Annotated in this window: 26 protein-coding genes; 14 read left to right on the forward strand and 12 right to left on the reverse strand. The window is 60.5% G+C overall.

Going from position 1 to position 23,281, the window contains the following annotated elements:
- The first annotated feature begins 305 nt into the window (after positions 1–305).
- The 7 genes from RVAN_RS17510 (at position 306) to ybaK (ending at position 6,459) form a co-directional block, all read left to right on the forward strand.
- Positions 306–1,271 (forward strand): IS481 family transposase, encoded by a 966-nt coding sequence (locus tag RVAN_RS17510; protein WP_013421031.1) that lies wholly within the window; start codon positions 306–308, stop codon positions 1,269–1,271.
- 143 nt (positions 1,272–1,414) lie between these two features.
- A complete protein-coding gene (locus RVAN_RS17515; protein WP_013421032.1) occupies positions 1,415–2,161 on the forward strand; it encodes an SDR family oxidoreductase in 747 nt (248 codons plus the stop codon).
- A gap of 5 nt (positions 2,162–2,166) precedes the next feature.
- Positions 2,167–4,236, forward strand: a complete 2,070-nt coding sequence (uvrC, locus tag RVAN_RS17520; protein ID WP_013421033.1) for an excinuclease ABC subunit UvrC — start codon at positions 2,167–2,169, stop codon at positions 4,234–4,236.
- Between the two features lie 192 nt (positions 4,237–4,428).
- A complete protein-coding gene (locus tag RVAN_RS17525) occupies positions 4,429–4,665 on the forward strand; it encodes a hypothetical protein (protein WP_013421034.1) in 237 nt (78 codons plus the stop codon).
- A 207-nt stretch (positions 4,666–4,872) separates the two neighbouring features.
- Positions 4,873–5,607 (forward strand): hypothetical protein, encoded by a 735-nt coding sequence (locus RVAN_RS20405; RefSeq protein ID WP_169309583.1) that lies wholly within the window; start codon positions 4,873–4,875, stop codon positions 5,605–5,607.
- Positions 5,604–5,900, forward strand: a complete 297-nt coding sequence (locus tag RVAN_RS17530) for a YciI family protein (protein WP_013421036.1) — start codon at positions 5,604–5,606, stop codon at positions 5,898–5,900. The genes RVAN_RS20405 and RVAN_RS17530 overlap by 4 nt, the downstream gene beginning before the upstream one ends.
- Before the next feature lie 85 nt (positions 5,901–5,985).
- On the forward strand, positions 5,986–6,459 hold the full coding sequence (gene ybaK, locus RVAN_RS17535; RefSeq protein WP_013421037.1) for a Cys-tRNA(Pro) deacylase: 474 nt from the start codon (positions 5,986–5,988) through the stop codon (positions 6,457–6,459).
- 555 nt (positions 6,460–7,014) lie between these two features.
- Here the strand turns inward: ybaK and hemA are convergent.
- The 8 genes from hemA to RVAN_RS19870 form a co-directional block, all read right to left on the reverse strand.
- Positions 7,015–8,298, reverse strand: a complete 1,284-nt coding sequence (gene hemA, locus RVAN_RS17540; RefSeq protein WP_013421038.1) for a 5-aminolevulinate synthase — start codon at positions 8,296–8,298, stop codon at positions 7,015–7,017.
- Positions 8,299–8,525: 227 nt separating this feature from the next.
- The gene (gene carA / locus RVAN_RS17545) at positions 8,526–9,743 is read right to left on the reverse strand and encodes a glutamine-hydrolyzing carbamoyl-phosphate synthase small subunit (RefSeq protein WP_013421039.1); all 1,218 of its coding nucleotides are present in this window, start codon (positions 9,741–9,743) and stop codon (positions 8,526–8,528) included.
- Positions 9,744–9,833: 90 nt separating this feature from the next.
- Complete coding sequence (locus RVAN_RS17550) at positions 9,834–10,778, reverse strand: 3-hydroxybutyryl-CoA dehydrogenase (protein ID WP_013421040.1); 945 nt, start codon at positions 10,776–10,778, stop codon at positions 9,834–9,836.
- Between the two features lie 20 nt (positions 10,779–10,798).
- Positions 10,799–11,737, reverse strand: coding sequence for an electron transfer flavoprotein subunit alpha/FixB family protein (locus RVAN_RS17555; RefSeq protein ID WP_013421041.1), 939 nt, complete (start codon positions 11,735–11,737; stop codon positions 10,799–10,801).
- Positions 11,737–12,489, reverse strand: coding sequence for an electron transfer flavoprotein subunit beta/FixA family protein (locus RVAN_RS17560; protein ID WP_013421042.1), 753 nt, complete (start codon positions 12,487–12,489; stop codon positions 11,737–11,739). Before RVAN_RS17560 ends, RVAN_RS17555 begins: the two co-directional genes overlap by 1 nt.
- 179 nt (positions 12,490–12,668) lie before the next feature.
- Positions 12,669–13,367, reverse strand: a complete 699-nt coding sequence (locus RVAN_RS17565; protein ID WP_013421043.1) for a rhomboid family intramembrane serine protease — start codon at positions 13,365–13,367, stop codon at positions 12,669–12,671.
- Positions 13,368–13,402: 35 nt separating this feature from the next.
- On the reverse strand, positions 13,403–13,960 hold the full coding sequence (locus RVAN_RS17570; RefSeq protein WP_041789471.1) for a cob(I)yrinic acid a,c-diamide adenosyltransferase: 558 nt from the start codon (positions 13,958–13,960) through the stop codon (positions 13,403–13,405).
- A 44-nt stretch (positions 13,961–14,004) separates the two neighbouring features.
- Entirely contained in the window at positions 14,005–14,097 is a 93-nt protein-coding gene (locus tag RVAN_RS19870; RefSeq protein WP_081449527.1) for an acyloxyacyl hydrolase, read from the reverse strand.
- Here RVAN_RS19870 and RVAN_RS19875 point away from each other — a divergent pair.
- Positions 14,096–14,623 (forward strand): hypothetical protein, encoded by a 528-nt coding sequence (locus RVAN_RS19875; protein ID WP_081449528.1) that lies wholly within the window; start codon positions 14,096–14,098, stop codon positions 14,621–14,623. The two genes, RVAN_RS19870 and RVAN_RS19875, sit on opposite strands and share 2 nt — an antisense overlap.
- A gap of 171 nt (positions 14,624–14,794) precedes the next feature.
- On the opposite strand, the gene RVAN_RS17575 is transcribed toward RVAN_RS19875, so the two are convergent.
- From RVAN_RS17575 to egtB, 3 genes are read right to left on the reverse strand one after another with little or no spacing between them, the layout of a single operon-like run.
- Positions 14,795–15,682 (reverse strand): glycosyltransferase family 2 protein, encoded by an 888-nt coding sequence (locus tag RVAN_RS17575; protein WP_013421045.1) that lies wholly within the window; start codon positions 15,680–15,682, stop codon positions 14,795–14,797.
- Positions 15,683–15,716: 34 nt separating this feature from the next.
- Positions 15,717–16,676, reverse strand: a complete 960-nt coding sequence (gene egtD / locus RVAN_RS20580) for an L-histidine N(alpha)-methyltransferase (RefSeq protein WP_013421046.1) — start codon at positions 16,674–16,676, stop codon at positions 15,717–15,719.
- Positions 16,673–17,947 carry an ergothioneine biosynthesis protein EgtB gene (gene egtB / locus RVAN_RS20585; RefSeq protein WP_013421047.1) on the reverse strand — a complete coding sequence of 425 codons (1,275 nt, stop codon included), beginning with the start codon at positions 17,945–17,947 and terminating at the stop codon, positions 16,673–16,675. Before egtB ends, egtD begins: the two co-directional genes overlap by 4 nt.
- Before the next feature lie 88 nt (positions 17,948–18,035).
- Here egtB and RVAN_RS17590 point away from each other — a divergent pair, with 88 nt between their 5' ends.
- The 6 genes from RVAN_RS17590 (at position 18,036) to RVAN_RS17615 (ending at position 22,458) form a co-directional block, all read left to right on the forward strand.
- Positions 18,036–18,515 carry an MmcB family DNA repair protein gene (locus tag RVAN_RS17590; RefSeq protein ID WP_013421048.1) on the forward strand — a complete coding sequence of 160 codons (480 nt, stop codon included), beginning with the start codon at positions 18,036–18,038 and terminating at the stop codon, positions 18,513–18,515.
- 366 nt (positions 18,516–18,881) lie between these two features.
- Positions 18,882–19,160 carry a hypothetical protein gene (locus RVAN_RS17595; RefSeq protein WP_155942508.1) on the forward strand — a complete coding sequence of 93 codons (279 nt, stop codon included), beginning with the start codon at positions 18,882–18,884 and terminating at the stop codon, positions 19,158–19,160.
- Positions 19,161–19,605: 445 nt separating this feature from the next.
- Positions 19,606–19,803, forward strand: a complete 198-nt coding sequence (locus RVAN_RS17600) for a hypothetical protein (protein WP_013421050.1) — start codon at positions 19,606–19,608, stop codon at positions 19,801–19,803.
- Positions 19,804–20,071: 268 nt separating this feature from the next.
- Positions 20,072–21,004 carry a methionyl-tRNA formyltransferase gene (gene fmt / locus RVAN_RS17605; protein ID WP_013421051.1) on the forward strand — a complete coding sequence of 311 codons (933 nt, stop codon included), beginning with the start codon at positions 20,072–20,074 and terminating at the stop codon, positions 21,002–21,004.
- A 289-nt stretch (positions 21,005–21,293) separates the two neighbouring features.
- The gene (locus tag RVAN_RS17610) at positions 21,294–22,025 is read left to right on the forward strand and encodes a DUF1223 domain-containing protein (protein WP_081449529.1); all 732 of its coding nucleotides are present in this window, start codon (positions 21,294–21,296) and stop codon (positions 22,023–22,025) included.
- A gap of 7 nt (positions 22,026–22,032) precedes the next feature.
- A complete protein-coding gene (locus tag RVAN_RS17615; RefSeq protein ID WP_013421053.1) occupies positions 22,033–22,458 on the forward strand; it encodes an EVE domain-containing protein in 426 nt (141 codons plus the stop codon).
- A 38-nt stretch (positions 22,459–22,496) separates the two neighbouring features.
- Here the strand turns inward: RVAN_RS17615 and RVAN_RS17620 are convergent, their stop codons facing one another.
- The gene (locus RVAN_RS17620) at positions 22,497–22,967 is read right to left on the reverse strand and encodes a hypothetical protein (protein WP_013421054.1); all 471 of its coding nucleotides are present in this window, start codon (positions 22,965–22,967) and stop codon (positions 22,497–22,499) included.
- Between the last annotated feature and the right edge of the window lie 314 nt (positions 22,968–23,281).

Consider the following 23,281-nt stretch of genomic DNA (forward strand, 5'->3'; position numbering starts at 1 on the left):
CCGCTTCGCACGCTATGATTGCGCCAATTAACAGCAAGCTGTGGCCGGTGACTGGTCCAGCACGATCTCAGCTTGAAGTTGTGCGGGGCTTAAAATAGAGTTGGCCGGACCCGGGTGGGGCAGGGGTCCGGCCTTCTGGGCACTTGAGAGGGAAATGATCTAAGCTATCCTTGGGCATGGATAGACAGGGATCACTAACGAAACACGAGAGCATGCTCTCCAATGAGTTGAGCTATCGATCTTGTTAACTGTTTGATCCCGGCATTTGATGGTGCATTATTCTCCCTCGGCTGGAAGGATGCGCTATGGGACAAATTCTTCATGGGAGCGCCACAACGACTGAGGCGGTCCGTCGAGCGATACAGCATAGTCAAGAGAGCTTGAGGGCCCTGGCCAAGCGCTACGGCATCAACCCGAAGACGGTTTCGAAATGGAAGAAGCGCTCATCCGTCGCCGATGTGCCGACTGGACCGAAAGAGCCGAAATCCACGGTTCTGTCGGTCGAGGAAGAGGCGATAATCGTCGCCTTCCGCAAGCATACGCTCTTGCCGCTCGACGATTGCCTCTATGCGCTACAGGCGACGATACCGCATCTGACTCGCTCGTCGCTGCATCGCTGTCTTCAACGCCACGGTATTTCTCGGCTGCCGGACGTCGAAGGCGACAAGCCCGCCAGGAAGAAGTTCAAGTCCTATCCGATCGGCTATTTTCATGTCGACATAGCCGAAGTGCAGACGGCCGAAGGCAAGCTCTATCTCTACGTCGCCATTGACCGCACGAGCAAATTCGCCTTCGTGCAACTCGTCAAAAAGACCGGCAGGACGTCCGCTTCAGCCTTCCTCGTCGCCCTGATAGAGGCAGTTCCCTACAAGATTCACACGGTGCTCACCGACAACGGCATCCAGTTCACGTTTCCGCCGCGTTATGCCGATGGACCAACGGCCAGATACATGACGCACATGTTCGACATGCGATGCAGCGAGAACGGCATTGAGCACCGCCTCACCAAGGTCAAGCATCCCTGGACAAACGGCCAGGTCGAGCGAATGAACCGGACGATCAAGGAGGCGACGGTCAAACGCTATCACTACGACCGTCACGAGCAGCTCGAAACCCACCTATCGGACTTCATCAACGCCTATAACTTTGCTCGCCGACTAAAGACCCTCAAAGGCCTCACGCCTTATGAGTTCATCTGTAAATGCTGGACGAATGAGCCGGAAAGATTCAAGATCGATCCAATCCATCAAATGCCGGGACTGAACAGTTAACCGGCTGAGCTACAAGTTCGCGTTACTCTCTCGCCTCGTTAGAAACACAACTATAGCGAGCGACGCCTCGACGCAACTACTTTTACGCGTCCTTTTGGTGGATTCGCTTAAAAGTTGTAGAATGGACACACAGTGAGGGGTTGATGGCGGATGTTGCGCTGATCACCGGAGGTGCCGTGCGGATCGGCAGAGCGATCGCACTACACCTCGCATCTCGCGGATTTTGCGTTGCTATTCAATATCATAAGTCAAGGCCGGATGCTGATGACACGGTGGCCGCGATCACGGCGGCTGGCGGCAAGGCGGTGGCGTTTCAGGCGGAGCTGGAATCTCCGGCAGACGTTGCACAGCTTATCCCCAGAAGCGCGGCGTTCGGCCCCGTTACGTGCCTCGTCAACAACGCCTCAGCCTTCGCCGACGACAGTTTGACCGCTCTGACCCCCGAAAGCTGGCGGCGTCACATGGCCGTCAACCTGGAAGCGCCGATCTTTCTCGCGCAGGCTTTCGCCGCGCAGCTTCCGGCGGGGTTGACTGGCACTATCATCAACATCCTCGATCAGCGCGTGTTGCGGCCGAACCCGCAGTTCTTCTCCTACACCGTCAGCAAGGCCGCGCTCCACGCCGCGACGAAAACCATGGCGCAGGCGCTCGCGCCGCGCATCCGCGTCAACGCCGTCGCGCCGGGGCCGACGCTGAAGAGCATCCACCAGAGCGAGGACGAGTTCGCCCGCGAAGAGGCCGCGATGCCGCTTGGCCGTGGCGCGAGACCGGACGAGATCGCGCGCGCGGTCGGCTTCCTCCTCGACCAGCCGTCCATCACGGGCCAGACCATCGCCGTCGATGGCGGTCAGCATCTGATGTGGCAAACGCCGGACATCCGCGTTACATAACGGGTATGCCCGACATTGAGGACACAATCGAAGTCGAGTCAGACCTCGCGCCCGAAGACGCCGCGAGCGCGCCCGAGACCGGCCCGCAGGTCATCCACCGCTACGTGAAGCATCTCGGCACCGGCCCCGGCGTCTACCGCATGGTAGATCTCGCGGGCGAGGTGATCTATGTCGGCAAGGCGCGGAACCTCAAGAACCGCGTGCAGAATTACACGCGCATGGGCGGTCACACCAACCGCATCGCCGCGATGATCCGCGCGACGGCGACGATGGAGTTCGTCAATACGCGCACCGAAGCCGAGGCGCTGCTTCTCGAAGCGAACCTCATCAAGCGCTTCAAGCCGCGCTACAACGTGTCGTTCCGCGACGACAAGTCGTTTCCCTACATCGTCATCCGGCGCGATCAGGAAGCGGCGCAGATCGCCAAGCATCGCGGCGCTCGCACCGTCAAGGGCGACTATTTCGGGCCATTCGCCAGCGCGGGCGCGGTAAACCGCACGATCAACACACTTCAGCGCGCGTTCCTGCTGCGCACCTGCGCCGACAGCGTCTATGACAGCCGCACGCGGCCCTGCCTCCTGTTCCAGATCAAGCGTTGCGCCGGGCCTTGCACGCGCGAAATCCCGCTCGACGATTATTCGAAGCTGGTGGACGAGGCGACGGCGTTCCTGTCCGGCAAGACGGACGCCGTGCAGCGCAAGCTCAACACGCTGATGGAGGAGGCGGCCGAAGCGCTGGAGTTCGAGCGCGCCGCTAAATATCGCAACCGGCTGTGGGCGCTGGCGCATGTGCAGGCCCATCAAGGCATCAACCCGAAGGGCGTCGAGGAAGCGGACGTGTTCGCGATTGCGCAGCAGGGCGGCCAGACCTGCATCGAGGTCTTTTTCTTCCGTAGCGGCCAGAACTGGGGCAACCGCGCGTATTTTCCGCGCGCGGACAAGAGCCTTTCGCCCGCTGAAGTGCTCGGCTCGTTCATCTCGCAATTCTACGACGACAAGCTCGTGCCGCGCTGCGTGTTCCTCTCCGAGGAGGTGCCGGAGCAGTCGCTCATCTCGGAGGCGCTATCCACGAAGCTCGGCCGCAAGGTCGATGTGGTGACGCCGAGGCGCGGCGAGAAGCGCGAGCTTGTCGACTATGCGCATCAGAACGCGCGCGAGGCGCTCGGCCGCAAGCTCGCGGAGACGACGAGTAACGCGAGGCTGCTCGCGGGCGTGGCGCAGGTTTTCGGCCTTGAACGGGTGCCGCGCCGCATCGAGGTTTACGACAACTCGCACATCATGGGCACGAACGCCGTCGGTGGCATGATCGTGGCGGGGCCGGAAGGTTTCGCGAAGAACCACTACCGCAAGTTCAACATCCGCACCGCCGACCTCACGCCGGGCGACGATTTCGGCATGATGCGCGAGGTGCTGACGCGGCGGTTCAAGCGGCTCCTCAAGGAGCACGGCCTGCCTGCGGGTGAAACGGCGGCGAGCGGCGATACCCCGCCGGAGGCGGCGGTCGCGGCGGCTGAGGCGGGAGCGGTCGCGGCGGTTGATACCTCGTCGCTCTCTCCGCCCGTGGAAGAGGAATACACCGAGGAGGAAAACGGCGATGCGGCTGCGCAAGGCGGTGATCTCGGCGCGTGGCCGGATCTCCTGCTGATTGACGGCGGCGCGGGCCAGCTTTCCGCCGCGCGCGAGGTGCTGGCCGAACTTGGGCTGCATGGCCTCGCCATCGCGGGCATCGCCAAGGGACCGGACCGGAACGCTGGCCGCGAGCGCTTCTTCATGCCGGGCAAGCCGCCGTTCTCGCTTCCGCTCAACGATCCGGTGCTTTACTTCGTGCAGCGACTTCGCGACGAGGCGCACCGCTTCGCCATCGGCTCGCATCGCGCGAAGCGGAAGAAGGCCATGACGGAGAACGAACTCGACGGCATTCCCGGCATCGGGCCGACGCGAAAGCGCGCGCTTCTGAAACATTTCGGCTCCGCGAAGGCCGTCAGCCGCGCCGGATTATCCGACCTCCGGGCGGTCGACGGGATCAGCGCCGCCATGGCCCAGCAGATCTACGACTGGTACAACGACCGCAAATAAGTGTTTCGCCGCAACGGCAAAACGTTCACGCGCTTTTGGTGGGAAAGCGCCTCACTCAAGACGCAAAACACAGCGAAGCATGCCAGAACTTCGGGAGAAGCGGCGCGCGTTTGACGAATCACTTAGCCTTGCGGGGTGCGGCGTCACAGGTGACCAGTTGCCGCTTCAACAAAACTTCAGAGGGAGAATTTTATGATGCGGAATGCAGTGTGCGCAGTCGTGGCGGCGGCGTTCTTGATGATGAGCGTGGATGCGATGGCTCAATATAGCGGCCACCGGGGCTCGAAGGACGAGCAGGAAGCGTGCAAGCCCGACGTCTATCGCCTCTGCGCCGAGTTTGTGATGCCGCCGCAGGAAGACAAGATCGTCGCCTGCCTGAAGTCGAAGCGGAAGGAACTTAGCTCCGCTTGCAAGAAGGTGATCGACTAATTTCGTCGAATATAAATCTGGTTCAAGGCTTTCTGGGGAGGAGGCCTTGAATTTCATGGCTTCTTTTTGACAAGTGCTCTACTGAGAGCGCTGCTAGGCAGCGCGACTTCTTGCCATTGACGTCATTTTTCACGCTTCGATAGCTGCCGAAGGCACGAAGCGGGGTAGGTTTTTATGAGTTCGAAGCTAGACAATTGCTCTGTCGTCATGGCTCATCCTGATGACGAAGTGCTCTGGGCGAGTTCGGTCCTTTCCTCCGCCGCAAAAATCATTTTATGCTTCGGCGATTCGTCCAAGCCCCGCATCGGGCATGCCCGACGACTCGCCATGAAGGATTTCCCCCTCAATACGCTTGAGTTTCTGGATCTGACGGAAGCTCGCGTTTCGAACCGCGCCAGATGGCCTAATCCACAGCCAAGCAGCGCCGGCTTGAAGATATCGCGACGTATGTACGATCTATATAATCGTGCGGAACAAGCTTACGAAACAAATTTTTCGCGTCTTTGCTCGGAGTTTTCTGTTCGATTATCAGGAGTTGATGATGTCATCACGCATAATCCTTGGGGCGAATACGGCCACGAGGAGCATGTTCAAGTCTTTAAAGCGGTAGTCCATGCGCAGGCAAAGCTTGGATATCGGATCTGGGTGACAAACTACGTCAGCGAAAGATCTCTGCAGTTGATGCTCAGTCAGGCAGATCAAATAGGGCAATCAACCGAGCCGATGAAGACGGACACACATCTTTCGAAGGAGCTGAAGCAGTTATACGAGCGTTGTGGATGCTGGACATGGCCCCAGAGACATATTTGGCCAAGTTATGAAATGTATTACGAGTTGGCGCCAGAAAAGCGCTCGCCACGTTGGGTGTCTACGCTTAATTTTGTCGGCAAAGAGGGAAAACTGCGACCGGCAGATGCTGCCCTAGCTCTGAAAGATGGATGATGACCACGATCTATGTAGCCGTTCTAGCCTATGTACGGCCCGTCGAGGAAATTGACGCGCAGATGCAGGCGCACGTCGCATGGCTGCGCAAAGGGTACGAAGACGGCGTGTTCCTGGCTTCGGGGCGGCGCATTCCACGCACCGGCGGCGTAATTCTGGCGCGCGGAGACAGCCTTGAAGCGATCGAATCGCGGCTGAGCGAAGACCCGTTTCAGCGGTTGGGCCTTGCCAAGGTCGAAATCATCCCGTTTCAGGCGAGCATGACCGCAGAAGCGTTGAAAGGCATTGTCTGACGCGAAGCGGTGAAGTTCAAGACATGACGGCGCGGCGGGAAAAAATTCAGGCGAGCGACCGTTGGCGCCCAATGCGAGGGCTCTGATGTCGAAATCGACGCGTGCGACGAAGATGCTTGAGAAGGCCGGGATCGTCTTCACCGTGCACACCTACGAATACGATCCCAACGCCGACCGGATCGGCATGCAGGCGGCGGAGGCCCTCGACGAGATGCCCGCGCGCGTGCTCAAGACCTTGATGGCGCTCGTCGACGACAAGCCGGTTCTCGTGATCGTGCCTTCGGACCACGAGGTATCGATGAAGAAACTCGCGGCCGCGTTTGGTGGCAAGTCGGCACACATGATGAAGCCGGCGGATGCGGAGCGTATCTCGGGCTACAAGGTCGGCGGCATCAGTCCGTTCGGTCAGATGAGGAAGCTTTCCGCCGCCATCGAAGAGCAGGCGATGATGCAAGACCTCATTTTTATCAATGGAGGCCAGCGCGGATTGCAGGTGCGGCTTGCCCCGCACGATGCAGCGAAGGTGCTGAACGCTGTCGTTGCGCCGCTAGTGGCTTAGGTCGCCTTTCGTTAAATCGCACTCGGTTTGACGCAGATAAGCTGATCGACACCCGAAACAACGTCTGCTGCGTCTGATTTCTGATTTATGGCACGGCGCTTTAAAGCCGCTCCGTAGAAGTGATCGCAGTTTTGCGTTAACCCATGCTGCTACGGCGGGCGCTCGTTTCCGTTAAAAGTCTCCGATCTTGCCGCATTTCACGTTGAGCGCAAAAAGTCTGCTGGTCGGAGCCAAGACCGCAGGACGCGCCATGATCAGGGCCGTGCGCCTGCTCGCGCGAATACGAAATCGGCCGAGGGCGCGCCGAATTACACCAAAGGAGGTGATGATAAGTTAGGCTTTCGAATTTAGCCTAGACGGAACTGCAAGCCTCCAGCTCGTGTTTATAGATACGGCATGCAGAGAAAGGAAGGCGTTCATGGCACTTCGGATCGGCACCGAAAAAGGGCTTCCGGCAGAATTTTTCAAAGAAGCGGCGCTGCCTTGGATAAAAAGAAGCCGCCCCAAACTTTCGTCGGGACGGCGCTTTGCAAAATATACTGAAGCTTGCGTGCCTCAGCCGCCAGCAGCGACGCCGAGCTCGAACTGGCCGGCAACGGCGATACGGCCGCGCCAAAGCTGGCACCAGTCGTAACCGTTACGCAGACCCATTTCGTTCCAGAGCGTGCGAAGAGACTTCACGAGGTGCTCCATCTGGGCTTCGTTGTGCAACGGCCCAGGTGTGAGACGGATGCGCTCGGTGCCGCGTGACACCGTCGGGTAGTTGATGGGCTGCACATAGATACCGAAACGGTCGAGCAGCTGGTCGGTGAGCTGCTTGCACTGCACGGGATCACCGACGAGCACGGGAACGATGTGGCTCGGCGTATGCATCACAGGGAGATTTTCGAGAGCGAGGCGTTCCTTCAGAAGCGCCGCGTTGAGCTGATGCTTCTCGCGTTCCACGTTGCTCTGCTTGAGGTGGCGAACGCTGGCGATCGCGCCCGCGCAGATCACAGGGGCAAGCGATGTCGAGAAGATGAAGCCAGGCGCGTAGGAGCGGATCGCGTCGATCACCTTCGACGTGGAGGCGATATAGCCGCCCATCAGGCCGAAGCCCTTCGCAAGCGTCGCTTCGATGATGTCGACGCGGTGCATCGCATTGTCGCGCTCGCAGACGCCAGCGCCGTGGTCGCCATACATGCCGACCGCATGGACTTCATCGATGTATGTGAAAGCGTTGTACTTTTCGGCGAGGTCGCAGATTTCGTTGATCGGCGCAATGTCGCCATCCATCGAGTAGACGGATTCGAATGCGATGATCTTCGGCGTGTCGTTGTCATATTCCTGAAGCAGGGTTTCGAGATGCTCCAGATCGTTATGACGCCATACGCGCTTCGGGCCGCCACCGTGGCGAATGCCCTCGATCATCGAATTGTGGTTCTTCTCGTCCGAGAAAATGACCGCGCCCTTCAAGATCTTGACGAGCGTCGACAGCGTCGCGTCATTCGACACGTAGCCCGATGTGAAGAGCAGCGCTGCTTCCTTGCCATGCAGGCTGGCCAATTCACGTTCAAGTTCCACGTGATAATGCGTCGTGCCGGAGATGTTGCGTGTGCCACCCGAACCCGCGCCGACCGTGTCGATCGCTTCATGCATCGCGGCGAGGACAGACGGGTGCTGCCCCATGCCGAGATAGTCGTTCGAACACCAGACGGTGATCGGTTTAGTTCCTTCGGGAGTATGATGGACCGCGCACGGGAAGTCCCCACGGCGTCTTAGAATATCGGCAAAAACACGGTATCGGCCCTCGACGGTCAAGGCTTCGAGAGCTTCGCCAAACTTCCCCTGATAGTCCATATAGCGTTCCTCGTTGGCGGGAATCGGTCGCACGGATGCGCCTTGAGCGGAAGAGCCAACTACCTGGTTCGCTGGCAGGATTTCCGCCCTGCTGGGGCAGATAATTGCGCGAACGCAAACAGAAGTCTACCTCTTAGAAGGCTTACAAACTGACGCACGTCAATTTTTTATGACATTATTGGCTGTCAACGCAACCTGACAGTGGAAATGTCACAGACGGGTCAACTTTAACGGGCATTTACCGGGGGTTGCGAGGCCGTGCGGGCTCTCATCATCTCTACGAAGCGCCTGAAAAGGTAGTGGCTATCTTGCGGACCGGGCGACGCCTCGGGGTGGTATTGCACGGAGAATACAGGGCGGCCGCGCAGGCGGATGCCGCAATTGCTGCCGTCGAACAAGGAGACGTGTGTCTCCTCGACATCGGACGGCAGGCTCGCGCGGTCGACCGCGAAACCGTGGTTCATGGAAGTGATCTCAACCTTGCCGGTTGTGTAGTCCATGACGGGATGATTCGAGCCGTGATGGCCATGCGGCATCTTGATCGTGCGACCGCCGAGCGCGAGACCGAGAAGCTGATGGCCGAGGCAGATGCCGAAGAGTGGCACCCCCGCCCCGACTACCTCGCGGATGACCGGAAGGGCATACTCGCCCGTGGCGGCGGGATCGCCGGGGCCGTTCGACAGGAAGACGCCGTCTGGGTTGCGGTCGAGAATTTCCTGCGCCGTCGCATAGGCGGGCACCACGGTGACGCGGCAACCGGCCGAGGCAAGGCAGCGCAGGATGTTGCGCTTGATGCCGTAATCAACGGCTACGACGTGAAACTGCGGGTTTTCCTGCTGGGCGAATCCCTCGTCCCAAACCCAGCCCTGCTCGCTCCAGGGGTAGCTCTGCGTGGTGGTCACGGCGCGGGCGAGTTCCGCGCCTTCCATGGAGGGGCAGGCGCTCGCCTTCGCTTTCAGCGCATCGAAATCGAACAGGCCGTTGGGATGATGGGCGATGACGGCATTCGGCATCCCCGCCTCGCGGATCAGAATGGTGAGCGCGCGTGTATCGACGCCGGAAATGCCGACGATGCCGCGCGCACGCAGCCAATGGTCCAATCCCTGGCGCGCGCGATAGTTCGACGGCGTGGTGATGCCGGCCTGGAGGACGCAGCCGCGCACGCCGGATGACGCCGCGAGGTTTGTCGTCTCGATATCGTCGGGATTGGTGCCGACATTGCCGATATGCGGGAAGGTAAATGTGATGATCTGGCCCGCATAGGACGGATCGGTGAGGATTTCCTGATAGCCGGAGATGGCAGTGTTGAAGCAGACTTCGCCTTCCGCCTGCCCCTCAGCCCCGACGCCGTATCCTTGAATGACCGTTCCGTTCGCCAGAACGATGGCGGCTGTGTAGGGGCGTTCCGCCCATGCAGCGCTGCTGGCGGGGTCGATAAGAGACATGGCGTGTTCCTGCTTGTTCCGCGCGTGGTTTAATGCGGCGCGCGCCGCCTTACAACCGCGAAATTCTCGAAGTATGCCTGACGCGCGGTCTTATCGCGTCGGAACTGGGACTTCGCCGCGATAATCGTAGAATCCGCGCTGGGTTTTGCGCCCGAGCCACCCGGCTTCGACATATTTGACGAGCAGCGGGCACGGCCGATATTTGGTATCCGCCAACCCCTCGTACAACACCTGCATCACCGACAGGCATGTGTCGAGGCCGATGAAATCGGCGAGCTGAAGCGGTCCCATCGGGTGGCGCGCGCCGAGCCGCATGGCGAGATCGATGGCCTCGACGGAGCCGACGCCTTCGTAAAGCGTGTAAACCGCCTCGTTCACCATCGGCAGAAGGATGCGGTTCACGATGAAGGCGGGAAAGTCTTCCGCGACCGTGACCGTCTTGTTGAGCGTTTCAACGAAGTGCCGCGCCGTGTGGAAGGTGGACTCGTCGGTCGCGATGCCGCGGATCATTTCCACGAGTTCCATCACCGGCACCGGGTTCATGAAGTGAAGCCCGATGAACTGCTCCGGCCGGTCGGTCACGGCGGCGAGGCGTGTGATGGAAATGGACGATGTATTGCTGCCGATGAGCGTGTGCGGCTTCAACTGCGGACAGAGCGCGATGAGAATCTTGCGCTTGACGTCTTCGTCTTCGGTGGCGGCCTCGATCACGAGGTCCGCGTCGTTGAAGGCGTCGACGGCGGGTGCGTAACGGATGCGGGCAAGGGCGCTGTCGCGGTCCTCTTCCGTAATTTTCCCGCGATGCACCTGACGGCTCAAATTGCCGTTCATGGTGGCGAGCGCGGTTTCCACGCGCTCCCTGCTGATGTCGTGCAGCAGCACGTTGTAGCCGGCCAGAGCGACGACATGGGCGATACCGTTGCCCATCTGCCCCGCGCCGATAATACCTACCGTCTTGATGGCGACAGGTTCGCGCCCTTTTGCGTGGTTCACGAACGGATTTCCACGAAGGGCAGTCGTTGCAGTTTGGGACATCGTCAGCTCTGGTTTTGGCGTTATTTACGGCTATCGAGAGCCGCTTCGATTTCGGGCAGGATCTGGAAGAGATCGCCTACAAGGCCGTAATCCGCAACCTGAAAGATAGGCGCTTCTTCGTCCTTGTTAATGGCGACGATCACTTTGGAATCCTTCATGCCAGCCAAATGCTGGATGGCTCCCGAAATACCGACGGCGATATAAAGCTCCGGGGCGACGACCTTGCCGGTCTGTCCGACCTGAAAGTCACCCGGGATGAAACCTGCGTCCACGGCCGCGCGGCTTGCGCCAACGGCGGCGCCCAGCTTGTCCGCGATCCGCTCGATAAGCTTGAAATTGTCGGCGGACCCGAGACCGCGACCGCCTGAAACCACCACCTTCGCGGCGGTGAGATCCGGGCGCGCGGACTGCGAGATGTCCTCGCCCACGAATTTCGCGAGTTCGCTCTGCGCAGGTGCGTCGATCTTTTCGATGGCGGCGGAGCCGCCCTCTGGCGCGGCGGCGAACGCAGTCGTGCGGATCGTCAGCACCTTTTTCGGCACGGTGACTTCCACGGTCTGGATCGCGTTGCCCGCATAGATCGGGCGCTCGAACTGCGTCGGCGACAGGATCGCCGTCGCTTCCGAAATCTGCGGCACGTCGAGAAGCGCGGCGACACGCGGCGCGAAATTCTTGCCGGTGGTGGAAGCCACGACGACGAGCGCGTCGTGATTCGCCATCAGCGGCACGATGAGCGCCGCAAGATCCTCGGCGAGATGCGCGGCGAGATGCGAAGCGTCGGCGACGAGCACCTTGTCCACGCCTTCGAGCGCTGCGGCCTTCTGCGCGACGGCATCGACGTCAGCGCCCGCAACAAGCACATGGACCGGTGCGCCGAGCGCCTTCGCGGCGGTGAGCGCCTTCGCGGTCGCGCCATTCAGCGCCTTGTTATTATGTTCAGCGACGAGAAGAACGGCCATTATTGCAACACTCCCGCTTCGGTGCGCAGCTTGTCCACGAGTTCGGCAGCCGTCTTGAGTTTTACGCCAGCCTTGCGCGTGGGCGGCTCAGCCGTCTTGAGCACTTTTACTTTTGGCTCGATGTCGATGCCGAGCGAGGCGGCGTCGATTTCTTCGAGCGGCTTCTTCTTCGCCTTCATGATGTTGGGTAGAGACGCGTAGCGCGGCTGATTGATGCGAAGGTCGACCGTGACGATGGCAGGAAGGCGCAGCGCCAGCGTTTGCAGACCGCCGTCAACTTCGCGGACAACTTCGACCGTTTCACCCTGCGGCGAGACCTTGAACGCAAACGTCGCCTGCGGCCGGTTCAAAAGCGCGGCGAGCATCTGCCCGGTCTGGTTGGAGTCGTCGTCGATGGCCTGCTTGCCGAGGATCACGAGGCCCGGCTTTTCCTTTTCGACGGCGGCTTTCAGAATTTTTGCAACCGCGAGCGGCTCAATCGGAAGGTCAGTCTTGTAGAGGATTGCGCGATCAGCGCCCATGGCGAGCGCAGTGCGAAGCGTTTCCTGCGCCTTGGCGGGGCCGATCGAGACAGCGATCACTTCGTCGGCGTGTCCAGCCTCCTTCAAACGAATCGCTTCCTCGACCGCGATTTCGTCGAAGGGATTCATGGACATCTTTACGTTGATAGTGTCGACGCCGCTCCCATCCGGCTTCACGCGGATCTTGACGTTGTAGTCAACCACCCGCTTGACGGGGACAATTATCTTCATAATGGAACCATGCCCTGATTTTTCTTGTCCGCCAATTATGCTGCGCCGCAGCGCGGGGTCAACATCGGTTGCATCCTACTTACGTCGTTGCGAGTAACCACGCAAAGGTATTTCGCACTTGCGAAAGAGTCAATGGACCCTCCCTTAAACATTTATTATCTCGCCGTTAAACGGAGCCATCATACGCCCGTCGCCGAATCGAACAGAGGCACGCCGCGCCGCTTCATGACGACGATAAGAAGCGCGCCTGTGAAAAACCCCCCGATATGCGCCCACCATGCCGTTCCGTGATTGGTTAGATAGAGCGCGCAGATGATCTGGTAGGCGATCCACACGCCGATGACGGCGCCGGCGGAAAAGCGCAGCGGTAGGAAAGGGATAATGGGGTTCTGGAAAAGAACCCACACCCTGATATTCGGATGCAGCATCAGGTAGGCGCCGATGACGCCCGCGATTGCGCCGCTCGCCCCGATCAGCGGGACGTCCGGCGATGTCGTCACGATGCTGTGCACCACCCCCGCCGCGACCCCGCAAACGACGTAGAACAGGAAGAAGCGCACGTGCCCCAGCGCGTCCTCGACGTTATCGCCGAAGACGAAGAGAAAGATCATGTTGCCGAGAAGATGCAGGATGCTGCCGTGGAGAAACATGTAGGTCACAAGCCGGAATTGGTCCGGCATGTGGTCGACGAAGGCGCGCATCGTTTCAACATCGCGCGGCTTCAGCGCAAGCGCATCGACGAAGCTTGCGGGAGATGAAAGCACGAGGTGCGTTTCAAAGATGAAATAGATGAGGCAATTTATTGTAATAAGGCCGATGGTGACATACTGAAATTTAACCCTTTTTAGCTGGTTCATATCCCAGAGCGGCACAAACATCGACAGGCCCAATCAATATCGAAACGGAAGTACGATCAGGAAGCGGCATGTGGCTTCCACAGAAAATCGTTCGCGCCTTTGCCGTTCACGAAGCGGCTCGCCACGAAAAGGTGATCCGAAAGGCGGTTCAGATAGGCAAGGATATCGTCGCTCACCGGCTCTCCCTGAACGTCCTTCAATTCAACAATGCGGCGCTCGGCGCGACGGCAGATGCTGCGGGCCAGATGAAGCGCGGCCGCGCCTTCGGTTCCGCCCGGCAGAATGAACGCGTTGAGCGGCGGCAACTCCGCCGACAGCGCGGCGATTTCCCGTTCGAGGCGGGCGACCTGCTCCGCCTTCAGCCGTTGTGGTGCTGAGGCGTCGGCGGCTTCGAGGTCTGCGCCGATGTCGAAGAGGTCGTTCTGGATGCGTTCGAGCATTTCGGTGACGGCTGTCTGATCCGCCGGCAGCTTGAGACGTGCGACTCCGATGGCCGCGTTCGTCTCATCGACGGCGCCGTAAGCTTCGATTCGAATATGCGATTTCGAGAGGCGCACGCCGTTCGCGAGAGTGGTTTTCCCGCCGTCGCCTGCTTTCGTGGAGATGCTCGTCATGCCATCACCTCTGCCGCTGGAGCAAGGCTTCAGGGATAGCACACTTAGAACTTGTAGCCTAGACGGACACCCGCATTTGTAAGGCCGCGATTGGTGTCGCAAAGGCCCGCGTTCGACATGTGATCGATGGTGGCCATGATCTTCCAGTCGGCCGACAGCGGCAATGCCGAGCGACGCCGATTCACGGAAGTTTACATCGCAGCCGTAAGAAGCTTCAGTTTTCGAGCTGAGCGGGCCGTCATGCGCCGCGCCGCCAAAGGACGTTTCGAAAAACACGCGATCCGTCAGCTTCACGTCCCAGGTCGCGCCCCAATAAAACTGATTGGTTTTATCGAAAGCAACTGTGCCGCCAATGTGAAGGCGGGGCGTCATAAAGACATTCAGGATGCTGTTCTCGTAGGCTCCCGGGATGCGGCCGCTCAGAACCTCAAGATTGATGGCGGGGCCGCCCTCGCCGGGCGCGTCGTCGATGGCTTGCTTGAAGGCGCCGACGCGTACTTCATCAATGGCCCAGAACGGATGGTTGGCTTCCGTGAATGCCTCAAGGGCGGCAGCCGGTGCCGACAAACCCGCGCACATCGCAGCCGAAGCCACGAGCATGCGACCGATGCTGAATATGTGCCCGCCCATTTTTTTTCCCCGTGGTCCTTGTTCTTTTTTTGATCCTGTAGAACCCTCCTGTCAAACCGGGCGCGAGCCTCAAAATCCGGTTTGCCGATTGCTGTGAGAAATTTGACACGAGAACACGCAAGACACGCGGAAAAGCTTTGACAGAGCGTTACGTCCTGCAACTGAGAGGTATAGAGACATCGCGCGAACACCTTTCGCGTGCGCTTATCTGTCGAGACGGCTGTTGGTGAAAACGCCTTCAGCTGCATGTCCAATAGGCTCCCGCCGCCTGCGCCACCACGACTTGTTCAGTGCGCACTCGATGTTCTGGTGGCCGTTCAGGAGACGCGAATCTGGGTGTCTCTCGACACGGGCACAGATGACATCAAGAAAAAAGCGGCGGTCGACGAGAGGCATCTGATTGGACCAATTTCGATAGCGCGAATCAGTGAGAAAATGGCCGCTCGGTAGTCTTGTCACTGCCTTAGGCTGCACTTTTTCAGGCTCCTCCTCCAGATAGATCGCGCCGGAGCGAAACTTGTCGGGAAGTCCGAATTCGGCAAGCATCATAAGCTGCCTCAGAGCGGAAGGATGGTGAGGGGCAACTTCAGCAACGAAAGGATCTACAGCGCCAAAATAGGAGAGATATTTTTTGTAGGGACACCCTTCGCCCAGATGCCTGCGCGAACGCAGTGAGAAGATCTTGATATCGTTCGCGATCATGTCCGCCGTGCAGCTTTCGATGCAGCCGCGAACATCCGCGCCGGGGAGCGGGGTGATGTCGTTTTCGAGGATTAGCACATAGGGCTTCGTGGCACGCTCGGCGATTGCGCGGAAGCCGCCGTAGATGCCGCCATTCTCCGCCGATCCCGCAAAGTCGACGCCCGCTTCAGCAGCGATCGCGCGATCAGTTTCGGACAGTTCATTGAACCAGACGAAAAACTCGCCGACGGAATCGATGAGTCCGCTTTCGCGATGGCGGGCCAGCGTGTTCCGAATAGTCTGCGGCGCGCGAAAGCTCAGCACACCAACCGAAACGAGCGATGCCAGAGACGCGCGCGCCTCGTCTAGGGCGGCGCCTTCAGGCGCGCGCAATTCGTCGATGAGATTCATTGAACCAGCCGGTCAAGTTTAAGCCCGGCTAGGTTTACGCGAGAAGCTGCACCGAAAAAAGGCGGTTTTCGTCGACGAAAACCTGCGAGACTTCCCATCCGCCGTCACGCGCCAGCCGTTCAAACACCTCGGGTGTGTATTTGTGCGAATTTTCCGTGTGGATCGTTTCGCCGGCGGCAAAGCAGAAGGTTCGCCCCGCAACGCCCGCGCTCTGTGCGGCCAGCGAGCGCAGATGCATTTCGATCCGCTGATACCGCTCATTGTAAATTGCCGCATGCTCGAAGGCGTCGAGGTCGAACGTGCCTTGGAGATCGCGATTGATGCGCGCCAGCAGATTGAGGTTGAAAGCGGCCGTCACGCCATCCGCGTCATTATAGGCGGGCAGCAGGATGTCGAGCGGCTTTTGCAGATCCACGCCGAGGAGAAAAACTGCGCCGGGGCCGAGCAGACGCCGCGCGGACAGCAGGAACTCGACCGCCGCGAGTTGCGAGAAGTTTCCGATTGTCGAGCCGGGAAAGAAGCCGACGAGCCGCGAGTCGCCGAGCGGGAGCCGCATGCGCTCCAGATCGTGGAAGCCGCCGAGAACCGGATAGACATCCACATCGGGAAAGCTTTGCGCGATGCGGCGCGCGGCGGGATAGAGCGCGGCAGCCGAAATGTCGATGGGGACATAGGCTGCGGGCCGGTCCAGCGCAGCGAGCAGCAACTCCGTCTTGCGGCTGGACCCCGAACCGAACTCCACAACGACCGCGCGGCTGGGCAACGCCGCACCGATCTCGCTTGCTTGCGACTTCAACAGCCCGATTTCCGTCCGCGTCGGATAGTATTCCGGCAGTTCCGTGATGTGCTCGAACAGGTCGGAGCCGCGCGCGTCGTAAAGGAAGCGGCTCGGCAGCGATTTTTTTGGAAGCGACAGCCCATGAAGCACGGCGTCGAGAAAATCGCCGTCGGGCGCTGCGTGGTGCTCATTCGCGAGAAAAGGTTCCAGCATCATGCGTCGCTCGCAAGCCTGAGGCCGGTCATCTGCCAGCGTTGGTGCGGATAGAAGAAGTTCCGGTAGCTCGGGCGCATGTGCCCATCCGGCGTCAGCGCCGCGCCGCCGCGCAGCACCATCTGATTGCACATGAACTTGCCGTTGTATTCGCCGAGCGGCCCTTCGAGCGACTTGAAGCCGGGATAAGGAAGGTACGTGCTTGCGGTCCATTCCCACACGCCGCCGAACATGGGGGAAACACCGTCTTCGGCGGGCGACGGCAGGAGTCGTGCAAAGTCGAATGGCGCGGGCTGCGGTTCGCCGAGCGAGGCAATTTCCCATTCGAACTCGGTTGGGAGCCTCCCGCCTGCCCAGCGCGCGAACGCCTCCGCCTCGTAATAGCTGACATGCGTCACGGGGCGCGCGGCCTCGACCGGGCGAAGGCCGTAAAGCGTCATCTGATGCCAGACATCGCCGACGCGTTCCCAGTAGAGCGGCGCGCGCCAGCCTTCGCCTTCCACGGCGCCCCAGCCGTCAGCGAGCCAGAGCGACGGCGTTTGATAGCCGCCCGCCTCCATGAAGGCGAGCCATTCGCCGTTCGTCACCGCGCGGCTGAAGATGCGGAAATCGCGCAGCAAGACCTCGTGCGCGGGGCTTTCATTGTCGTAGGCGAAGCCCCCGCCGCGATGGCCAACCTCGTGGATGCCGCCCTTCACAGCGCGCCACTCGCCCGCGCCGCCTTCAAGCGCCGCCGGTTCGGGCGCTTCGGTGCGATAGGCGGGCCGGAGCGGGTTCGCCGCGAACAGCGCGAGAATGTCGGTCAGCATCAATTCCTGATGCTGCTGCTCGTGGTTGATGCCGACCTCGATGAGCGAGCGCGCGCCCTCTTGAAACGGCGCCTCGAAAAGCCGCCGCAGGTTTTCATCCACATGCGCGCGATAGGCGATGACCTCGTCGGCGCGCGGCCGTGTCAGCAACCCGCGCTTGGGCCGGGGATGGCGCTCGCCGAGGCTGTTGTAATAGGAGTTGAAGCAATAGGCGAAACGGTCGTCGAAGATGCGATACGCCGGCAGAAACGGCTTCAGCAGCAACTCTTCGAAGAACCACGTCGTATGCGCGAGATGCCATTTCGTCGGGCTGGCATCATCCATCGCCTGAACCGTCTGATCCTCGGGCGAAAGGGGGCGGGCGATGTCGAGTGAAAGCCTGCGGGTTGCAAACAACCTTTCCGAGAGCTTAAGTTGTTGCCGGTCGCTGGCGGCGGTCAACGGAGGATAGTCGTCGAGTGGCATGACTGTGCGCCTTCCTTGGTTTCCTTGGAGGGTCGTTCTCCGTCGACCGGAGACCTGAGCAACAATTCATCTCCGAAGTGGGTCCATCGTGGCATCAGATCGCGGCGCGGCCGCCACTCCGATCCTCGTTTCGCCATCCCTCTCGCGACCAGCGCCGAGGCCGTTGCGCGGGGCGATGCGGCTGCTGGAAGCGCTTGGCCATGGCGCGCTCACCGAGTTCCCGTTGAGGAGCGGGCGGCGCGCCGACATCCTTTCCATCGGAATGAAAGGCGAGATCTGGATCGTCGAGGTGAAGTCCGGCGTCCCCGATTTTCGCGCCGATCACAAATGGCAGGACTATCTCGAATGGTGCGACCGGTTCTTTTTCGCGGTCGGCCCAGACTTTCCTCAGGACATTCTGCCGCCTGAAGCGGGCCTCCTCGTGTCGGACGAGTATGACGCCGTGATGCTGCGCGAGCCGGGGGTGTCGCCGCTTGCCACGAGCCGCCGCAAATCTCTCACGCTTCGTTTTGCGCTGCTGGCGGCCCGCCGACTGTCCGGCCGTGACGATCCGATTTTTCCCGTGTGACCCCAACGCCGAGGTTGCGCCAAAAGGGAACGGCGCGGATGGACCGCGCCGTCTGCAACACTAATTGCCGGTTCCCCCGGGGGCCTGACCCGCGGGAGCCTCGCGGAGTTTCCCGCTTCGCGCGCTCTTTGTTGGACCGATGGACCGGGCACCACGGTGGGGTCATTTTGGCAACCGCCGCGCGAAATGTGGCTAATCCGCAACTGCTTCTACGTAGGCTCATAAAAATTTGCTTATTTTGGAACAAATGCGTTGAGACGCTGTTTACCGCGAGATCGAAGGCCAAAAGGTAGTTCGACTGATTATCATCAATCAAAACGAGTTGGAGTTGGGGGAATTATGAGCGCTGCCGCGATGAGAAAGAACATGCTCCCGGGATACGCGTTTCCGGCGGCTACGTCTGAAGCGGGTGTTAGCCGCGATGAGCCGCGACATTTCAAGACCAGGACATCGATCGAGAAGAACCTGGAAAACATGTGGATCAAATCCCAGGAACTCGGCTGGAATTACCAGGATTTCGTGTCTCAGGTTCTGGAGATCATGGTCGTCCTCAACCACAGGGATCGCTTGGTCAAACGCGAGGCAATTCCAGAAGTCGTAGTTCGGCGACCCATGGTGTCCGCTCCCGAGAAGGCGCTGGTCTAGCTTTCGGCTGCCTTTGAACGGCGATTTTCCTTGCGGCATTTTCGAGCGCTCGGAAATGCTTCGGGATATTTTTGCGCCGCCCGCCGACGCGCATCCCGCTTTCGCGGGCTTAACGATATAATTTGTCCACATTTCCGCGCGCGCGGGGCTTTTCTCTGGCTCCCCGGCCGCAGCGAACCGCACCGCGCCGCATAGAGGCGGGCGCGGCAACAGCGCCTCGCGTGAGGCCGAGCCGTTGTATTTAATGGTAAACGTCACCGTTAATGGCAACCTAACGCCGCTCGCGATATGCAAATTTGATTTGCGTCAAACCTCATTAGCGGTTTTTGTGATGCAATAAGGTCACGCGCCCTCGACGGTCGCTCTTGCTCCCGCAAAATTTGCGCCGTTGTAAGTGCCGCCGATGGGCCGTGTTTGTGTTAGCCAACCTGTAAGAAGTGCCGTCATGAAAAAGTCCCGCTCGAAGAATTGGTATTCGTCAGAAGATTGGTTTTACGATTATGAGCAGGGGAGCGGTCAGACGCTCACGGTCCACGAACAGGAAAAAGAGCTTTTCACCGGTCTTTTCGATGCGCAGGGAAACAAGCTCTACCGTGAAAGGCAGCCGATCGGCTTCCCGTTGCGCAAAGCCAGCCGCGCGTAATTTCCCCACCCCCTAGAGAACCCCAGCCTCAATTGCCCGGCCGCCAGCTGCCGACGCTCCTCTCCAGATCATCTCACGCGTGACACGTCGGGCGGTTGTTTCCGCAGCCGCCCGTTTTCGAGGGGCACCCGTTTTGCGCGATGTCCGCGCGCTTACGGCTTGCAAAATCAACCCCCGCGCGCTTTAACAACCCTTCACGGATCGTAACGAGCGCGTGAAATCGCGCACGCGATCAGCCGAAAAAGCCTTACAGGGAGACGCCGATCCAATGGTTCTGCGCGTCGTATTCATGGGGACGCCAGACTTTTCCGTCCCCACCCTCAGCGAAATCGTAGCGGCCGGGCATGACGTCGTCGGCGTGTACACGCAGCCGCCGAGACCGGCCGGGCGCGGCATGGAGCCGAAAAAATCGCCCGTCCACGCTTTCGCTGAAGAAGCCGGGTTGCATGTCTTCACGCCTAAATCGTTGAAAAAAGCCGAGGCGCAAGCCGAGTTCGCGGCGCTGGGCGCTGACGTGGCCGTGGTCGTCGCCTATGGGCTGATCCTGCCGAAGCCGGTACTCGCCGCGCCGCCGCTCGGCTGTCTCAACCTTCACGCATCGCTCCTGCCGCGATGGCGCGGCGCCGCGCCCATTCAGCGCGCGATCATCGCGGGCGACGCCGAAACCGGCGTCATGGTGATGAAAATGGAGGAGGGCCTCGATACCGGCCCCATCGCGCTCGCGGACCGGATTTCCATCGGTGCCGATGCCACGGCGGGCGAAATCCACGATCACCTTTCGCTCATGGGCGCGCCGCTGATGCTGAACGCGCTAGACCGGCTCCCGCGAGGCGAACTCGCCTTCACGCCGCAACCCGAAGAGGGCGTGACCTACGCCGCCAAGATCTCGAAGGACGAGACGCGTATCGACTGGTCGCGTCCCGGCCCCGAGGTTCACGACAAGATCCGCGGGCTTTCGCCTTATCCCGGCGCATGGTTCGAGGCGCTGCTTGGCGGCAAGTGCGAGCGCGTGAAGGTGTTGCGGTCGGTTCTGGTGCCAGGCAAGGGCGATCCGGGGCAGCTTCTCGACGGACATTTGACGGTTGCGTGCGGCTCACAGGCCGTGCGTCTCACGAGAGTGCAGCGCGCGGGCAAGCGCGCGGTCGGCGGCGACGAGTTTCTGCGCGGCTTTCCCCTCGGCAGGGGCACGCAATTCGAGTGAGGCCATGGGGTGCGCGGTCGGTTGCCGCCCGCCGGACGTGTCCGTTATCGAGCGACGACGCGCGCGCAGTCTGATCCCTATCAGCGGAAAAACCAATAATTTTCAGAAGCTTGCCGCATCCTGTTGCGGACGCGGCATAGCTTCTCCGCGCTTCAACTCGCCGAATCGTGAAGAAAAACAAGGAGTCGTGACTGGGAGTTGAAGGTGTTTCTTGCGCAAAGTGCAAGCCGGACCATCGATTTCGGAGGCTCGCTTGACCCGCTTAGCATCGGTTGGCCAACTCTTCTTGATGGGCGCTCTAGCAGTGACATGCGCCTCAGGCGGCAATACGCTCGCCGCACCAGCGAACGAAAAGACCTCCGTCGTCGAGCTATTCTCAAGTCAAGGCTGCTCGCTCTGCCCCCCCGCGCACAGGATCTTGCAACAACTCTCGCGTCGGCCGGGCATTGTGGTGCTGAGTTTCCCGGTGAATTACTGGGACTATCTCGGGTGGAAGGACACGCTCGCCCGCCCGGAATATGGCGAGCGGCAGCGCAATTACGCCGCGTTGCTTACAAAGGGCGAGGTTTTTACGCCGCTAGCCGTTGTGAACGGTATGCGCAATTGCGTCGGCAGCGACCTCGCCGCGATCGAAACCGCGATCAGGTCGACGTCCACCTCGCTCACGAGCCAATCCGTGCCTCTCTCGGTCCACCGGGAAGACGGGAACCTTCACATCGAGGTCGGTGACAGCGACGCTCCGCCGCGCCATCGCAGCGGCAAGCTCTGGGTGGCGACCGTGCTTCGCTCTCGGTCGGAGAAAATCGGCGCGGGCGATAATGCCGGGCAAATGGTCACTTACACAAATGTGGTGCGCCGCCTGACGGATGCCGGGGACTGGCAGGGCGCGCCCGCGTCCTATTCGCTGCCGTTGGATGCGCTGTCGAAAGACGGCGACATGCTCGTCGTGTTCTTGCAGACGGGAAAGCTCGGTCCCATACTTGCCGCAACATTGGTGGACATAGACTTCAACAGAAACTGACGGCGCAATGGCTTACTGGCTTTTCAAGACGGAACCCGGGACGTTTTCCTGGGACGATCAGCTCAAGGCCGGGGGCAAGGGCGAGGAATGGAGCGGCGTCCGCAACGCGCTCGCGCAGAAGAACATGCGGGCGATGAAAAAGGGCGATCTCGGCTTCTTCTATCACTCCGTCAACGAAAAGCGCATCGTCGGCGTGGTGCGCGTGCTGAACGAAATCCACCCGGATTCGACCGATCCGACCGGGCGATGGAATTGCGTGGATGTGGAGGCGGTCGCCCCTTTTCCCGAACCCGTCACGCTTGCCGAAATCAAGGGCGAGCCGCAGCTTGCCGACATGGCGCTGGTGAAATACTCGCGGCTTTCCGTTCAGCCCGTCACCGCCGAAGAGTGGGACATCGTCTGTCGCATGGGTGGCTACAAGCCCCCGCGCTGAGCGCCACGGGAACGGCGATCCGTGGCGACGACCGAGTCCTATAGAAATGAATAGATAAGATAGCCTGCCACCGCGAGCAGGATGATCGCCAGCAGATAAAGAAATGGCGCGGCGGCGGACATCAGCCGCTCGTCGAGAATAAGGTCTGGCGCGCCGGGCGGTGGCGGCTCGTGCGCGGGCACTGCGGGGTCTGGCACGGGGCCCTGACGCGTCGCGGCCTCCTCCGCCAACGAAGGCTCCTGATGAGCGACTGGCGGCTCAGGTGTGGCTTGAGCGGGGGCCGAATCTTGCGGAGCTAGCTCTCTTTCGGGCGCATCTTCCCGCCGCGCGGCTTCCGAATCCGCTGGGTCAACCGGCCTGTCGGTCGGTTCCGACGGCGGCGCTGTGTCGTCGGATGCGGTTGCCAACAGCTGTTCATCGGGCGCGCCCGCCAACCCCGATGCGGCCGGATCGGCGCCGAACTCTTCGCTCCGAGAGTTTGCGTCGAACTTGTTTTCGGTGCCTCCCATCGCCTTCTCCTTCTCAGGCATGCCGCCTGTCAACGCGCTACGCCCTTCCGGCGAAGCTGCGCCGAACGAGCCGACCGAAGACCGATGTCTAACCTCTCTCTTTGGATCGAACCTTGCCACCCATCATAAATCTGTTTCGCCCGCCGGGAAAGATGCGTGACAGGGCGTCCGGGTTGTGTCCGCTCGCGCTTCGTCGCCGCGCCCAGAATCGGCGGTGCATGTTGGCCGATGCACGGTCTGCGTGTGCTTGCGGGGTGCGCTCCGGGCAAAAACCGCGCGGTGGCGGTTGAACACCTTCCCGAATTCCTTCGTCG

The organism is Rhodomicrobium vannielii ATCC 17100 (assembly GCF_000166055.1).
Taxonomy (GTDB): Bacteria; Pseudomonadota; Alphaproteobacteria; order Rhizobiales; family Rhodomicrobiaceae; genus Rhodomicrobium; species Rhodomicrobium vannielii.